A 15,487-nucleotide genomic window follows, 5' to 3' on the forward strand; every position below is an offset into this window, starting at 1 on the left:
TGTCTGCAAAGGCTGGCGGAAAGATCAGATGCTTGGCTTGACCGGTATATTGGCGTTCCTGACGGGCTATATCGTGCCCTTCGTCCTCGTCTTGTCGTTGCTCGTCTTCGTGCACGAGATGGGGCACTATCTTGTCGGGCGCTGGAGCGGCATCAGGATATTGGCGTTCTCGATCGGCTTTGGCCCGGAATTGGTCGGCTTCACCGACAAGCACGGAACCCGCTGGAAGCTTTCACTGATACCGCTTGGCGGCTACGTCCGCTTTTTCGGCGATGAGGATTCATCGAGCAAGCCCGATGACGACAAGCTCGCAGCGATGTCGGAAGAGGATCGTGCGCGTTCGTTCGCCGGCGCGAAGCTGTGGAAGCGTGCCGCAACGGTTGCCGCCGGCCCAATTGCCAATTTCGTCCTGGCGATTGCGATTTTTGCGGTTCTTTTCTCGATCTACGGCCGATCGGTCGCGGATCCCGTTGTCGCGGAAGTCAAGCAGGGCAGCGTTGCTGCCGAGGCGGGCGTCGCGCCGGGTGACCTTCTGATCGCTATCGATGGCACGAAGGTCGAGACTTTCGACGACGTCCGACGCTACGTCAGCATTCGGCCCGAGCAAAGAATCATCGTGACGATCGAGCGCAACGGCGAGAAGTTGGATGTGCCGATGGTACCGGCCCGAACCGACATGACCGATCAGTTCGGCAACAAGATCGAGATCGGCCTTATCGGTATCGTCACGAACCAGGAGGTCGGTCACTTCCGGGTGCAGACCTATTCGCCGCTGGCGGCGGTCAAGGAAGGAACGATCCAGACCTGGCACATCGTAACCGGCACCTTCAAGTATATCGGCAATCTCATCTCCGGTTACATGAAGCCCGACCAGCTCGGCGGACCGATCCGTGTCGCGCAGGCTTCCGGCCAGATGGCGACACTAGGCGTTGCAGCTTTGCTGCAGCTCGCTGCTGTCTTGTCGGTTTCTATCGGATTACTGAACTTGATGCCGGTTCCGGTACTTGATGGTGGTCATTTGATGTTCTATGCGATCGAGGCGGTGAGAGGAAAACCGTTGGGATCGTCTGCCCAGGACATTGCGTTCCGCATTGGCTTGGCGATGGTTTTGAGCTTGATGGTTTTTGCCACCTGGAACGATATAAGTGCTTTGATAGGCTGATTGCCGGACGAGGGAAAATTACCGTTTATTTACGATGTTTCAAAGCTGTAGTGGCGAATGCGTCACGCTTGGAAATGAAGTAAACAGAAATTAACGTGCTCCCTTGCTTGTATGTCAAAAGCGGGTAAAACGACACACGTGACCGGAATCGGGGGACGCCTGGGCCGGGGACGAGAAAAAAGGTAATGGGTGAAATGAAGGCTGGTTCAAGATTTTTGAACGCAGTATCGGCGGTTACGCTGTCTGCAGGTATTGTTGCTTCGGGGGCAGGTGCAACGGTTTTCGTCTCGGCAACGACGGCAGAAGCTGCAGTCATTCAGCGTGTTGATGTACGCGGCGCAAGCCGTGTCGGCGCCGAAGCGGTACGCTCGAACCTGACGATCGTGCCTGGCAAGACCTTCTCCAACACAGACATCGATGACTCGGTGAAGCAGCTTTACGACACCGGCTATTTTTCCGACGTCAAGATCTCCGTCTCCGGTAGCACGCTGGTTGTTTCCGTTGAGGAAGCGCAGCTGGTCAACCAGGTGGTCTTCAACGGCAACCGCAAGATCAAGGACGACAAGCTCGCTGCTGTCGTGAAAACCCACGCGGCCGGACCATATAACGAAGCGCAGATCCAGTCCGACATTCAGGCAATCAAGGACGCGTACGCCGCGACCGGCCGCAGCGAAGTCCAGGTGACCACGCAGGTCGTGCCGCTCGGTGAGGGACGCGTCAATCTGGCCTTCGTCGTCGACGAAGGTGATCGCACCAAGATTGCTGCCATTAATTTCGTTGGCAACAACGCCTATAGTTCGGGTCGTCTCTCTTCGGTCATCGCGACGAAGCGCTCGAACTTTCTGTCGTTCCTGACCCGCAAGGACGTCTACAGCGAAGACAAACTTCATGCCGACGAAGAAACGCTGCGTCAGTTCTACTACAATCGCGGCTATGCCGACTTCCGTATCATCTCATCGGATGCGGCTTTCGACGAGGCAACGAACAAGTACACGCTAACCTTCAACATCGAAGAAGGTCCGCGCTATAATTTTGGTGCCGTGACGGTGCAGTCGACTGTTCCCGGTATTGATTCTACGCAGCTTCAGGGGTTCGTCCGCACGCACGAAGGTCAGGTCTACAGCGCCAAGGAAGTCCAGAAATCGATGGAAGCGATCTCCGATCAGGTCGCCTCCGCCGGATATCCGTTTGCGCGCGTGACGCCGCGCGGCAATCGTGATCTGACCAACAATACGATCGGCGTCGAATACCTCGTTGATCAGGGCGAGCGCGCCTACGTAGAGCGCATCGAAATCCGCGGCAACAGCCGTACGCGTGACTTTGTCATTCGTCGCGAGTTCGACATGAGCGAAGGCGACGCCTTCAATCAGCAGATGATCACGAGGGCCAAGCGCCGCCTCGAGGCTCTCGGCTATTTCTCGTCCGTCAACATCTCGACGCAGCCTGGCAGTTCGCCGGATCGCGTTGTTGTCGTCGTTGACGTGCAGGACCAGGCGACCGGCTCGTTCGGTATCGGCGCAGGCTATGCTGCCGGCGGCGATGGTCTGCTGCTCGAAGCATCTGTCGAGGAAAAGAACTTCCTCGGTCGCGGTCAGTACATCAAGATTAGCGCCGGTGGTGGTCAAGAAGGCTCTCAGACCTATGGCTTGAACTTCACGGAGCCCTACTTCTTGGGCTATCGCCTGGCTGTTGGTTTCGATCTTAACCACAGTCAGACGTCGAGCAACGACAACTACGACTACGAGGAAAACAGTGGCGTATTGCGCGCGACGGCGCCGATCACGGAAGATCTGGCGACGACGTTCCGCTACAACTACAAGCAGATGAAGTATGATCCCTCGGGCTCGCTGAGCAATCTGTCTGCGCCATACCAGAACCTCGTTGAAAACAGTCCGTGGGTGAAGTCGTCCGTTTCGCAGACGCTGACCTATAATACGCTCGATGACATGACGCTGCCTCGCGAAGGTATCTATGCCAGCGCCACGCATGAAATCGCTGGCCTTGGTGGCGACTCGGAATTCTACAAGATCTACGGTAAGGCGCGGTATTTCCACCTGCTTGCGGATGATGCTGATATCATCGGATCGGTTTCGGGTTCGGCGGGTTATGTCATCGGCTTTAACAAGAATCTGAACGTCTTTGATCAGTTCACGCTGACCAACGGCGATATTCGCGGCTTCGAGAACAAGGGCATCGGCCCACGCATTGCCGGGGCAAACGACGACCCGCTCGGTGGGAACACCTATTTTACGGTGTCGGCTGAAGCGACCTTCCCACTCCCTGCGGTCCCGCGTGACTTCGGCTTGCGCGGCGCCGTGTTCGCCGATGCAGGTACGCTGTTTGGCAATGATGTCGATCCGCGTGGTGATAGTGTGAACGGCGTTGATGCATCGCTCCGTGCTTCTGTCGGTGTTGGTCTTATGTGGGCGTCGCCATTCGGTACGCTGCGCGTCGACTACGCTATTCCGGTTCTCAAGGAAGACTTCGACAAAACTCAGCACTTCAAGTTTGGCATAAACAACCAATTCTGATATCGGCAGTCCGGAACCGTAAAATCGAATTCCGTTCTGGAGATTTGCCGATGGAGCAAAATGGCTTTTTTCTGCCCCATGATGGCGTGAAACTCTTGGAGTTGGCGCAGTATCTTGGGGCAGAGCTTGCTGATCCGAAAGATGCAGATGTCGTGATCCGCTCCGTTTCGCCCGTAAGTCGGGCGAAGGCGGGTGACCTGTGTTACATCATGTCGAAGAAGAGCAAGGACGAGCTCGCGACGTGCGCGGCGTCTGCCGTCCTTTGCAGTGTCGGCCTGCGATCGCTGGTGCCGGATCATCTGCCTGTTCTGATTTCGAAGAATGCTCATGCGGCCTTTGCCATGGCTGGGGGCTATCTCTATCCGAAGGCGCTGCGCCCTGAAGCACTGTTGTCCGAAGCTTCCGGTATCTCCGATCGCGCGATCGTTGATCCGACCGTCCGGCTCGAGGGCAAGGTTTCGGTCGAGCCATTCGCGGTCATTGGTGCGCATGCTGAAATCGGTGAGGGCACACACATCGGGGCGGGCGCCATCATTGGGCCAAACGTCAAGATTGGCCGCAATTGCACGATCGCGGCTGGTGCGAGTGTGCTGTGCGCACTCGTCGGCAGTGGCGTCATCATTCACAACGGTGCGCGGATCGGCCAAGATGGCTTCGGTTACGCCCCGGGCCCGCGGGGGATGATCAAGATCGTGCAGGTCGGCCGGGTCATCATCCAGGATCATGTCGAGATCGGCGCCAACACCACGATCGATCGCGGGACGATGGATGATACGGTCGTCGGCGAAGGCACAAAGATCGACAATCAGGTGCAGATCGGCCACAACGTCCGCATCGGACGCCATTGCGCCATCGTTTCTCAGGTCGGCATTGCCGGCAGCACTGTGCTCGGCGATGGCGTGCAGGTCGGCGGGCAGGCTGGACTGAACGGGCATATCAAGATCGGTGACGGAGTGCAGATCGCCGCAAAGAGCGGCGTGATCGGAGACATACCTGCCGGCGAACGCTACGGTGGCGTGCCCGCGCGTCCCATCAACGATTTTCTGCGAGAGACGGCTGCGATTTTGGCGCGATCAACGGGCAGCAAGAAAATGGGAGAAAAGAATGACTGAGGAAGCCAAGACTTTGCTCTCTTCGGCGGATATCAACGAGATCATGAAGCTGCTGCCGCATCGTTATCCGTTCCTGCTTGTTGACCGGATTATCGAGATCGATGGCGACGATTCCGCGATCGGCATCAAGAACGTGACGGCAAGCGAACCGCACTTCACCGGTCACTTTCCGGGGGCGCCGATCATGCCGGGTGTTCTGCTCATCGAGGGCATGGCTCAGACGGCCGGCGCGATCTGCGCCAAGAAGGAAGGTGAGACCGGCAACCTGGTCTACTTCATGACGATCGACAATGCGCGCTTCCGCAAGCCGGTCGTTCCCGGTGATCGCGTCGAATATCACGTGAAGAAACAGAAACAGCGCGGTAACATCTGGAAGTTCCATTGCGATGCTAAGGTCGATGGAGCGCTCGTCGCTGAAGCCGACATCGGGGCGATGATCGTTCGCAAGGATCAGGCATGAGTACGATTGCAGCCACTGCCAGCATTCACGCTATGGCCGTCGTCGAAGATGGCGCCGTGATCGGCGAGAACGTCAAGATCGGCCCTTTTTGCCATGTGGGCCCGAAGGTCGTGCTGGGCGATAACGTGGAACTGCTGACGCACGCGGTTGTGTCCGGCCAGACGACGATCGGCAAGGGCTGCCGCATTTTCCCGATGGCCGTCATCGGCGGCGATCCGCAGAGCGTTCATCATGGCGGCGAAGAGACGACCTTGACGGTTGGCGACAACTGCACTTTCCGCGAAGGCGTGACGGTAAACACGGGTACCGCCGATTTCGGTGGTCGGACGATTGTCGGCAACAACAATCTCTTCCTGGCGAATTCTCATGTCGCGCATGATTGCCGGGTCGGAAACAACGTCATCATGTCCAACAATGTGATGCTGGCGGGCCACGTGACGATCGAGGATCGTGTCATTCTCGGTGGCGGCTGTGCCGTGCATCAGTTCACGCGTGTCGGCCGGCAGGCCTTTGTTGGTGGGCTCTCGGCTGTCAGCTATGATGTCATTCCCTATGGCATGCTCAATGGCAATCCAGGTCTTCTGAGCGGCCTGAACGTCGTTGGCATGACCCGCGCCGGTGTTGACCGGGCGACGATTCATGCCGTGCGCCGCGCCTACAAGGCGATCTTCGAAGGCGACGGTTCGATCCGTGACAACGCCGCCGCGATCAGGGATGAGTATGCCGATTGCGAACAGGTCATGCAGATTCTCGATTTCATTGCCGCCGAAAGCGATCGCGCGCTTTCCTCTCCGACGAGGGGACAGAAAGGGTGATGCTTGGCTCTCGCTGGTGACATGGCAAAAGGCCGCTTGGCAATCATCGCGGGCAGTGGCCTTCTGCCGTCTCATGTCGCCACCGCGGCGCGGCAAGCAGGTGAGAATCCCTTCATTGTTGCGCTGAAGAACGAGGCCGACCGTTCTTGGGAAGGCTTTGACCACGCCGTCATCGGCGTCGGCGATTTCGCTGCTCTCAATCGCATCTTTGAAAGCAACGGCATAGACCGCGTCGTCATGTCTGGCGCTGTACGCCGGCGCCCGGAGTGGCGGGAAGTCCGGCCGACGCTGACGACTCTGGTGAAATTGCCGTCGACGATCCGTACGCTGCTCGCTGGCGGCGACGATACGGTGCTGCGCATGGTAATCACCTTGATTGAAGAGAATGGACGCCGGGTCGTCGGCGCGCACGAGATCGCACCGGATCTGCTTGCATCGGTCGGTCCATTGGGCGCCGTGCAGCCAAGCGCCGACGACACGAAGGACATAATACGTGCAGCCGAAGCGGCCGATGCGCTCGGTAGGCTGGACGTTGGTCAGGGGTCGGTTTCAGTCGGCGGCCGCATCGTTGCGCTCGAAGGTGTGGAAGGCACGGACAGCATGCTGGAGCGTGTCGCGAACCTGCGGTCGGCCGGGCGAATTTCCGCGCGCCGGCGCGGAGTGCTCGTGAAACTCTGCAAGCCTCAGCAGGATATCCGCGCCGACCTGCCATCGATCGGTATTTCGACGATCGAGAACCTGCGCCAGGCGGGACTGGCCGGCGTGACCGTTGAAGCGGGCCGCTCGCTGATCCTTGAGCGTGACGCTGTCATCAAGGCCGCGGATGAGGCTGGTATTTTCGTGTGCGGACTGGATAGGGGATTGCCATCCTGGGGGTTAGTGTGAGCGAGGCTTCGCTAAAAGTTGCTATCGTCGTTGGGGAGGTTTCGGGCGATCTTCTGGGCGCGGACCTGGTCGCGGCCCTAAAGCAGCAGTATCAAGGTCGCGTGGAGCTGATCGGCGTCGGCGGCGAGGGGCTGGACGCGCAGGGCCTGCGCTCGCTTTTCGATTTCTCCGAACTGTCGGTCATGGGCATCACGCAAGTGCTTTCGAACCTGCCGCGGCTGGTTCGACGCATTCGAGAGACGGCGGCGGCGATCATCGCGGCAAAGCCGGATGTGCTTATTATCGTCGACAGTCCCGATTTCACCCATAGGGTCGCCAAGCGCGTGCGCGCGGCGCTGCCTGAACTGCCCGTCGTCAATTATGTCTGTCCAAGCGTATGGGCGTGGAAGGAATACCGCGCGCAGCGCATGCTCTCGTACGTCGACCAGGTGCTGGCAGTCTTGCCCTTCGAGCCGGAAGTGATGCGCAAGCTGGGTGGTCCGCCGACAATCTACGTTGGTCACCGTTTGACCGCCGATCCGAACCTGGTGGACGCACGACGCCAGCGGGCGCAGACGAAACCGCGAAGTGAAACCGACCGCAAGACGGTGATGTTGCTGCCCGGTTCGCGTTCGTCGGAGATCATGAAGCTGCTGCCGCATTTTGGCGATGCCGTGAGCGAGCTGGTGGCGCGCAACGGTGACGTGCGCTTCGTTTTGCCGACCATGCCACGACGCGAATCCATGATCCGTGATCTCGTCAAGGATTGGACGACCAAGCCGGAGATCCTGACGGGGGTGGAGGCGAAGTGGCAGGCATTCGCTGAAGCGGATGCGGCCATGGCCGCGTCCGGGACTGTCGTGCTGGAGCTCGCGCTGACCGGTGTTCCCTGCATTTCGGCCTACAAGACCGACTGGATCATCAAGCTCATGACCAGCAAGATCAAGACGTGGAGCGCGGCCCTTCCGAACCTGATCACGGACTACACTGTCGTGCCCGAATATATCAATGAAGTCGTCCGAGGCGGCAGCTTTGCACGCTGGATGGAGAAGCTTTCGGCAGACACCTTGCCGCGACAGGCGATGATGGAGGGGTTTGACACCCTCTGGCAGAGGATGCAGACCGAAAAGCCGCCGGGAGAATACGCGGCTGAGATCGTTCTCGACGTCCTTCAAAAGAAAAAGCCCGGCCATTTCTGACCGGGCTCTTTGCTGTCTGCTGTCGCGGTTTAGCGCTTGGAGACCGGCAGGTAATCGCGCTGTGGCTCGCCGATGTAGAGCTGGCGCGGACGGCCGATACGCTGCTCCGGGTCTTCGATCATCTCGTTCCACTGTGCAATCCAGCCGACCGTGCGGGCCAGAGCAAACAGCACGGTGAACATGGTCGTGGGGAAGCCCAGAGCCTTGAGCGTGATGCCGGAGTAGAAGTCGATATTCGGATAGAGCTTCTTTTCGATGAAGTATTCATCAGTGAGAGCGATACGCTCCAGTTCCATTGCTACCTCGAGCAAAGGGTCGTCCTTGACGCCGAGTTCGCCGAGAACCTCGTGTGTCGTCTTCTGCATGATCTTGGCGCGCGGATCGTAGTTCTTGTAGACGCGATGACCGAAGCCCATGAGACGGAACGGATCGTTCTTGTCCTTGGCGCGGGCTATGTATTCGGGAATACGGTCGACGGTGCCGATCTCGGTCAGCATGTTCAGCGCTGCTTCATTGGCGCCGCCGTGAGCCGGGCCCCAGAGGCAGGCAATGCCGGCGGCGATGCAGGCGAACGGGTTTGCGCCCGATGAGCCGGCGAGGCGGACCGTCGAGGTCGATGCATTCTGCTCGTGGTCGGCGTGCAGGATGAAGATGCGGTCCATGGCGCGGGACAGCACCGGATTGACGACATATTCTTCGCACGGAACAGCAAAGCACATGCGCAGGAAGTTCGAGGCGTAGTCGAGATCGTTCTTCGGGTAAACGAAGGGCTGGCCGACGTGATACTTGTAGGCCATGGCCGCAAGTGTCGGCATCTTGGCGATCATGCGCAGGCTTGCGACCATGCGCTGATGCGGATCCGTGATGTCGGTGGAGTCGTGGTAGAAGGCCGACAATGCACCGACGCAGCCGCACATGACGGCCATCGGATGCGCATCGCGGCGGAAGCCCGTGAAGAACCGGCTCATCTGCTCATGCACCATCGTGTGATGCGTGACGCGATAGTCGAAATCCTTCTTCTGCGCAGCGGTCGGCAGTTCGCCATAGAGGAGCAGGTAGCAGACCTCGAGGAAGTCGCCATGCTCGGCAAGTTGCTCGATCGGATAACCGCGATGTAGCAGTACGCCGGCATCACCATCGATGTAGGTGATTTTCGATTCACAGGATGCGGTCGAGGTAAAACCAGGATCGTACGTGAAGGAAGCCGTGTGCTTGTACAGGGCGCCGATATCAATGACGTCAGGGCCGATCGTGCCGCTCTTGACGGCGAGATCGACTGATTTATCACCGATTTTCAGTGTTGCGCTTTGTTCCGTCATTCTGATCCTCCAAACTGGCGGTTGGCGCCATAAAAGCGCCATAGGGTTAAGCGTCGTCGACGATAGCTATATGATCGCGCGCCTAATGCCAAGTTCCCGTGACGCCATTTTGTGCATCGCAGTATCAACTTTTGGGCACTCCTGCGATGAGCCCTGCGCATAGCAGAAGCTGATGATTATCCTTGGCTTTTCTGGCTTCCGATTCTCCTTCGGATTTCAATCGATTATTGTTGCCTGAAGCCTGAAGAACTTGCATTGTGGTTGCAAGGGCGGCTGTTTTTGGGCGCAGATGCATGCCGGGGTTGAAGCCACTTTGTGAGGCAGGCCCCTCGGCGCGGATGCGCTTGCTCGCATGGCAGAGCGTTCTTTTCTTCGGGCTCAATCTGCTTAGAAGCCTCCGCGCGCCTTCAGCACGCAATCACTCGTCTCCTGGGCAACGTGGTTTACGACCGCGCCGCCCGGCTGCTCTTCGTGTTTTCGTCGCGCTGTGGCGACGGAGATGGATCATGGGCGGTTCTTCGTATTTTCTCCGGTCTTCCTCGGGCCGACGCCGTCCTCTGGTTTGAGCTCGCAAGTGACCCGCCAATGATCCGCCTGGGGGCATGGTTTGTTGCGTTCGCCCTGATTGCACCGGCCGCAGTCCCCGGGGCGCCGCCGACTGATCCGAAATCTTGCGCTGGCGGGCGTATTGGTGTCGTGGGAATGCTTTCCGCCCAGTTCGAAGCACGGAGTAGGGCGACCGTCATATTGGACGCGCGTATAATCACGACGATCACGGGCTGCGTTGAGCGTCGGGAAGGGGATCGCCGTGACCGCTGGCACTGCATCAATTCCACCTCGGCGACGCAATATCACCCCTGTCCGGCGGCGGACAGCGAAGGCCAAGCTCAAAGACTCTCGGCTAAGGAATTGCGCAATGCCCGCAATACGTTGCGGCAGGCCTCTGCGACGGGCGCTGAAGACCGCCTTGTTTCCCTGAAAACGCCTGGTGCACCGCCACGCACGATAGCAGCTACGTTCTGACAATCGTCGAAAACCCTGCTTACTTCGGCGCTGCGCGCGATACCGCCGATATCGTCGTGACGCCCGCTCGCCTGCGTGCGACCGAATGCCGGCCGGACGCACTGCTATTCACCGGAGAAATCCTGCGTCGCGGCTCTGGCGCCGCCGAGATACGCAAAGACGAACAGGGAACACCATCGTGTCACCGCCTACTACCACGCTTGACCGCCCCTGGATGCGGCATTGGGCATACAACTGGCGAAGCGGCACGTTTGACGGTGAGCCGCCTGTCGTCAATGATAACGACGAATGAGCCCGACGAGCTTGCCCTGAACCTTGACGCGGTCGGGTCCAAAAATACGCGTTTCATAAGCCGGGTTCGCGGCCTCGAGCGCAATGGAGGCGCCCTTCCGGCGGAAGCGCTTGAGGGTCGCTTCTTCGTCATCGACGAGCGCGACAACGATGTCGCCGGGATTTGCGGTGCTGCCATTGCGAATGATCACCGTGTCGCCATCGAAAATGCCGGCTTCGATCATCGAGTCGCCCTTGACCTCAAGCGCATAGTGCTCGCCCGGGCCAAGCATGTCGGCCGGAACGGTGATGTCGTGAGTATTGTTCTGGATTGCCGAAATCGGCACGCCGGCGGCGATCCGTCCCATAACCGGTACCGAGGCGGAATTGCCGTTGTCGGCATGTGCTGCCGGCTTCGGCGGCGCAACAAGCTGCGGTTTGCCGAGGCTGCCTTCGATGACGCTCGGCGAAAAGCCGCGGCGTGGTTGCAAGCTCGGGTTATATGCCTCCGGAAGCTTGATGACCTCCAGGGCGCGGGCCCGATTCGGCAGTCGGCGAATGAAGCCACGTTCTTCGAGCGCTGTAATCAGCCGGTGAATGCCTGACTTCGACGCGAGGTCCAAGGCATCTTTCATTTCATCGAAAGAAGGGGGGACACCGGACTCCTTCATTCGCTCGTGAATGAAGAGAAGAAGCTCCTGTTGTTTACGCGTCAGCATCGAAGTTGAACCCCAGAGTCGTGAAACAAAGCCAGAACAGACACTATATGTTCCATATGTGTTCCGCAAGTGCCTAAATTTTCGTAAAACTTGCCCGCAACTTGTTCAGTTTTCTCAGTTCATTTGACTGAAAGCGCCGAAGGGGGTTGCATTGTCCTGCGACCCGGCGCACATCTTCGCAAATTCCGGAGAGTTTGCTATGAGCGAAGCACATCCGCTGGACCACATCGTGCTGCCGGTCTCCAATATTGGACTCGCGCGCGAACGTCTCGGAAAACTTGGGTTCACCATCGCGCCCGATGCCCGGCATCCGTTTGGAACAGAGAACGCCTGCATATTCTTCTCCGACGAAACTTACCTAGAGCCCCTGGGGGTCGCCAGCGCGGAACTGCACGAGGCGTCGGCGAAGAAAGGGAATGTCTTCACCGCGCGTGACCGCGCCTTTCGGTTTCGATGCGGGGACGATGGATTCTCTGCCGTGGTCTTCGCGACCGCAGATGCCGATCGCGACCACGCCCGGTTCCTTTCCGAAAGGATCAATGGCGGCGAGATGCTACAGTTCGAGCGACCGATGAAGATGCCCGATGGCTCGGAGGCCACAGCCGCGTTCAAGCTCGCTTTCGCGGTGGATCTGCGGGCTCCGGATTTCTTCTTTTTCACGTGTCAACGCGTCAATCCGCTGCCGGCCGATCGAAAAGCGCTGCAAGTGCACGCGAACGGCGTCCATGGGATCGCAGAGATCGCTCTGGTTTCGCCAGATCCGAAGGCGTTCGGATCATTCGTGCGCGCAGCGGCGCACGGCCCGGGGATTGTCAACGACGCCTTCGGCGTGAGCGTCGCCGCTCCGAATGCCAGGATCAGCGTTCTATCCCCCGATGGATTGTATGCATATTTCGACCTTCCTGCAGCGTCCACCGATCGCGGCTTGCGCGGCATCGCCATCGTCTTCAAGGTTGGCGAGCTCGCCGTGACAGAAGCGCATTTGGCTGCTAACGGGATGACCTACACGCGCAAAAACAATCGAATTCTGGTGAAGGCGGCTCCCGGGCAGGGCGCGCTCTTCGCCTTTGAGGAGAAACGATGAGCCAGACAAAGTCCGAAGTCGTGGTTGGCGAAGGCGCCGGCTGCGTCACCTTTTCCAATGCCGGCAAGCTGTCGCTGATTGCTGGGCCCTGCCAGATGGAGAGCCGTGACCATGCCTTCATGGTCGCGGGCGTGCTAAAGGAACTCTGCGACAAGCTTGGTCTCGGCCTCGTCTACAAGTCCTCCTTCGACAAGGCGAACCGCACCTCGCTGTCGGCTCAGCGTGGGATCGGCCTCGAAACGGCGCTTGAGGTCTTTGCAGACCTCAAGAAGGAATACGGCTTTCCGGTCCTGACTGACATCCACACCGAGGAGCAGTGCGCCGAGGTGGCGACCGTCGTCGACATCCTGCAGATCCCGGCCTTCCTCAGCCGCCAGACCGACCTGCTGGTCGCTGCCGCCAAGACCGGCCGCACCATCAACGTCAAGAAGGGCCAGTTCCTTGCTCCTTGGGACATGAAGAATGTCCTCAACAAGCTGAACTCGACCGGCAACCCCAATATCCTGCTGTGCGAGCGTGGCGCCTCCTTCGGCTACAACACGCTGGTTTCGGACATGCGTTCGCTGCCGATCATGGCGGCGATGGGCGCTCCCGTGATCTTTGACGCCACGCATTCGGTGCAGCAGCCAGGCGGGCAGGGCGGCTCAACCGGCGGCCAGCGCGAATTCGTGGAGACGCTGGCACGGGCAGCCGTTGCCGTTGGCGTCGCCGGCGTCTTCATCGAAACGCACGAAGACCCTGACAATGCGCCGTCCGACGGGCCGAACATGGTTCACCTGAAGGATATGCCGCGGCTACTCGAAAAGCTGCTGGCTTTCGACGTGATCGCCAAGGCGGCCTGAAACCTGCAGAAAGTGCCGGCCGTCAACCGGCAAGCGCCATCCGTTTGTGGGAGGGATATCCCTTGGTCACGGAGTTGTCCGTATCGTCGAGACGGAAACGAGACAGCAGGTGATTGAGGTGCACTGCCTCGTCGCCGAGCTCTCGGCAGGCGGCGCTGGTTTGCTCGACCATCGCCGCGTTCTGCTGCGTGACGCTGTCCATCGTGTTGACGGCGGCGTTGACTTCCAGGAGCGCGGTGGTTTGTTCGGAGGAAGAACGCACGATCCCCTCGATCAGCGCAGTGACCATCAGAACCTGCTGATCGATATTGCTGAGCGCTTCGCCTGTGCGGTTGACGAGGCCAACGCCTGCTGAAACCTGGCTGGAAGACCTCTCGATCAACTGTTTGATTTCTTTCGCCAGATTGGCGGAGCGACCGGCAAGGTCGCGCACTTCCTGCGCAACGACGGCAAAGCCTTTTCCGGCCTCACCTGCACGGGCGGCCTCCACGCCGGCATTGAGCGCGAGGAGGTTGGTCTGGAAGGCGATTTCGTCGATGACGTTGATGATCTCGCCGATCTGCGCGGATGATGTCTCGATCTTCTCCATCGCGGCCACCGCCTCGTGCACGACGGTTGCCGAGTAGCTGGCGCTTTCCTTCGTCGCCGTCATCACCGCGTTCGCTTCATTGGCCCGTTCCGATGAGTTCTTGACGGTGACGGTGATCTGGTCGAGCGCGGAGGCTGCCTGCTCCAGCGAGGCGGCCTGATGCTCCGTTCGCCGGGCCAGATCATCCGTGCTCGAGGCGATTTCGCTCGAGCCGGTCCTTACCGTATTCGTGACGGCCGAGATTTCCTTCATTGCGCCGAAAAGCGTGCGGATGCTCGAGTTGAACTCGTGGCGCAGCTTTTCGTAGGCGGCTTCGAAGGGTTCGCTGAGCTGGACAGTGAGGTCGCCGCCGGAAAGGCGCTCCAGACCGCGGCTCAGGCTTGCAATGACGCGCTCGCGGGCGGCTTCCTCTTCTGCCTTGGTCGCGGCAAGCACCGCATCACGCTGTGCCTGCACCCGGCGTTCAGCATCTTGGCGCTCGCGGATATTGTTTCGCTCTTCGGCAGATTGACGGAAGACGGTGACGGCGCGCGCCATCGCGCCGATCTCGTCGGCGCGGCGGCTGAAGGGCACTTCCTTCGAATAATCGCCACCGGCAAGGATCGCCATATAGTCGCGCATCGCCGAGAGCGGCACGATAGCGCGTCGACGGAAGGCATAGAGGCCGCCGAGCAACAGGCAAAACGAGACAGCGGCTGCCGCAAGTGTGATCGTGGAAAGGATGCGGGTTTGTTCGGCAGCATCCTTTTCGGCAGCAGCAAGGAAGGCGTTCGCCATGTCCACGAGCTTGTTGACGGCCTCTTCATGAATATGGAAATTCGTTGAAAGCTTCTCGAAGGCCGCCGGGATGACGGCAGCGTCGTTCTTGAGAATGGCCGGGGCGAGTTCTTCCGCCATCACCTTCCAGAAGACGTCGCCTTTGACGAGGACGTCGTTCAGGAGTTTTTCCTTGAGATCGGCGCTGAGCGCCGTTTCCGACCAATATTTGCGGCGATCCTCATAGGCGGGCTTCAGGACAGTCTGGATGCGCTCGATATTCTTCCGCGCGACTTCAGGACGCTGCACCGCCTCAAGTGCAAGCATGTAGGATTCGACGATGTAGAGAGGCGGCGGCAGGATATCGGCGACGAGATCCTTGCCGTAGACGATCTGCTTATACATTTCGCCGTTCACCCGCAGCTTGTTGAAGGCGTAATTCTGTATGCCGATCGAAGTGATCAATCCCGCGGTGACGACGGCCGCGAAGATGGCAAGGCTGCGAGCAATATTGAGTTTCATCCGGCGCCCCGTAAATTTTATAGTGAACAGGTGTTGTTTATTGAAATGGCTTGGAATTTGGAGGGAACTTAAAAGCCCTATAAGCAGGCGGGTTTGAACCGCACAAGGAAGTGCATCATGCAATACTACTTGCCGGCGGACAGGCAGTATTTCCTTATTGAGGATTAATTGTACTATTGATTGGTTACCGATCGATAAATGTGCAACCGCATCGAATACT

Annotated in this window: 13 protein-coding genes; 9 read left to right on the top strand and 4 right to left on the bottom strand. The window is 59.0% G+C overall.

What is annotated here, in order from left to right; translation table 11 throughout:
- Window positions 1–28: 28 nt before the first annotated feature.
- From rseP to lpxB, 7 genes are all read left to right on the top strand, one after another.
- Window positions 29–1,162, top strand: a complete 1,134-nt coding sequence (rseP, locus tag WGT02_RS11030; protein WP_024316955.1) for an RIP metalloprotease RseP — start codon at window positions 29–31, stop codon at window positions 1,160–1,162.
- 194 nt (window positions 1,163–1,356) lie between these two features.
- Complete coding sequence (gene bamA / locus WGT02_RS11035) at window positions 1,357–3,693, top strand: outer membrane protein assembly factor BamA (RefSeq protein ID WP_208250446.1); 2,337 nt, start codon at window positions 1,357–1,359, stop codon at window positions 3,691–3,693.
- A gap of 50 nt (window positions 3,694–3,743) precedes the next feature.
- Window positions 3,744–4,805, top strand: coding sequence for a UDP-3-O-(3-hydroxymyristoyl)glucosamine N-acyltransferase (gene lpxD / locus WGT02_RS11040; RefSeq protein ID WP_208248013.1), 1,062 nt, complete (start codon window positions 3,744–3,746; stop codon window positions 4,803–4,805).
- Window positions 4,798–5,265 carry a 3-hydroxyacyl-ACP dehydratase FabZ gene (fabZ, locus tag WGT02_RS11045; RefSeq protein ID WP_024316958.1) on the top strand — a complete coding sequence of 156 codons (468 nt, stop codon included), beginning with the start codon at window positions 4,798–4,800 and terminating at the stop codon, window positions 5,263–5,265. Before lpxD ends, fabZ begins: the two co-directional genes overlap by 8 nt.
- Window positions 5,262–6,080, top strand: a complete 819-nt coding sequence (gene lpxA / locus WGT02_RS11050) for an acyl-ACP--UDP-N-acetylglucosamine O-acyltransferase (RefSeq protein ID WP_024316959.1) — start codon at window positions 5,262–5,264, stop codon at window positions 6,078–6,080. The genes fabZ and lpxA overlap by 4 nt, the downstream gene beginning before the upstream one ends.
- Before the next feature lie 3 nt (window positions 6,081–6,083).
- Window positions 6,084–6,965 carry an LpxI family protein gene (locus WGT02_RS11055; protein WP_208248011.1) on the top strand — a complete coding sequence of 294 codons (882 nt, stop codon included), beginning with the start codon at window positions 6,084–6,086 and terminating at the stop codon, window positions 6,963–6,965.
- Window positions 6,962–8,143: a lipid-A-disaccharide synthase gene (gene lpxB, locus WGT02_RS11060; RefSeq protein WP_024316961.1), complete on the top strand. Its 1,182-nt coding sequence runs from the start codon at window positions 6,962–6,964 to the stop codon at window positions 8,141–8,143. Before WGT02_RS11055 ends, lpxB begins: the two co-directional genes overlap by 4 nt.
- A 29-nt stretch (window positions 8,144–8,172) precedes the next feature.
- On the opposite strand, the gene gltA is transcribed toward lpxB, so the two are convergent.
- The 3 genes from gltA to lexA form a co-directional block, all read right to left on the bottom strand.
- Window positions 8,173–9,462 (bottom strand): citrate synthase, encoded by a 1,290-nt coding sequence (gene gltA / locus WGT02_RS11065; RefSeq protein ID WP_024316962.1) that lies wholly within the window; start codon window positions 9,460–9,462, stop codon window positions 8,173–8,175.
- A gap of 124 nt (window positions 9,463–9,586) precedes the next feature.
- Window positions 9,587–9,880: a hypothetical protein gene (locus tag WGT02_RS11070; RefSeq protein ID WP_141652590.1), complete on the bottom strand. Its 294-nt coding sequence runs from the start codon at window positions 9,878–9,880 to the stop codon at window positions 9,587–9,589.
- An 877-nt stretch (window positions 9,881–10,757) separates the two neighbouring features.
- Window positions 10,758–11,474, bottom strand: a complete 717-nt coding sequence (lexA, locus tag WGT02_RS11075; protein ID WP_024316964.1) for a transcriptional repressor LexA — start codon at window positions 11,472–11,474, stop codon at window positions 10,758–10,760.
- Between the two features lie 199 nt (window positions 11,475–11,673).
- On the opposite strand from lexA, the gene WGT02_RS11080 reads away from it, so the two are divergent.
- Entirely contained in the window at window positions 11,674–12,558 is an 885-nt protein-coding gene (locus WGT02_RS11080; protein ID WP_208248007.1) for a VOC family protein, read from the top strand.
- Window positions 12,555–13,400 carry a 3-deoxy-8-phosphooctulonate synthase gene (gene kdsA / locus WGT02_RS11085; protein WP_208248005.1) on the top strand — a complete coding sequence of 282 codons (846 nt, stop codon included), beginning with the start codon at window positions 12,555–12,557 and terminating at the stop codon, window positions 13,398–13,400. Before WGT02_RS11080 ends, kdsA begins: the two co-directional genes overlap by 4 nt.
- Window positions 13,401–13,422: 22 nt before the next feature.
- Here kdsA and WGT02_RS11090 read toward each other — a convergent pair whose 3' ends face one another.
- Window positions 13,423–15,267: a methyl-accepting chemotaxis protein gene (locus WGT02_RS11090; protein ID WP_208248004.1), complete on the bottom strand. Its 1,845-nt coding sequence runs from the start codon at window positions 15,265–15,267 to the stop codon at window positions 13,423–13,425.
- Window positions 15,268–15,487 lie beyond the last annotated feature (220 nt).

Origin of the sequence: Rhizobium sp. T1470 (assembly GCF_042140505.1) — a bacterium.
In the GTDB taxonomy this organism is placed as follows: Bacteria; Pseudomonadota; Alphaproteobacteria; order Rhizobiales; family Rhizobiaceae; genus Rhizobium; species Rhizobium favelukesii.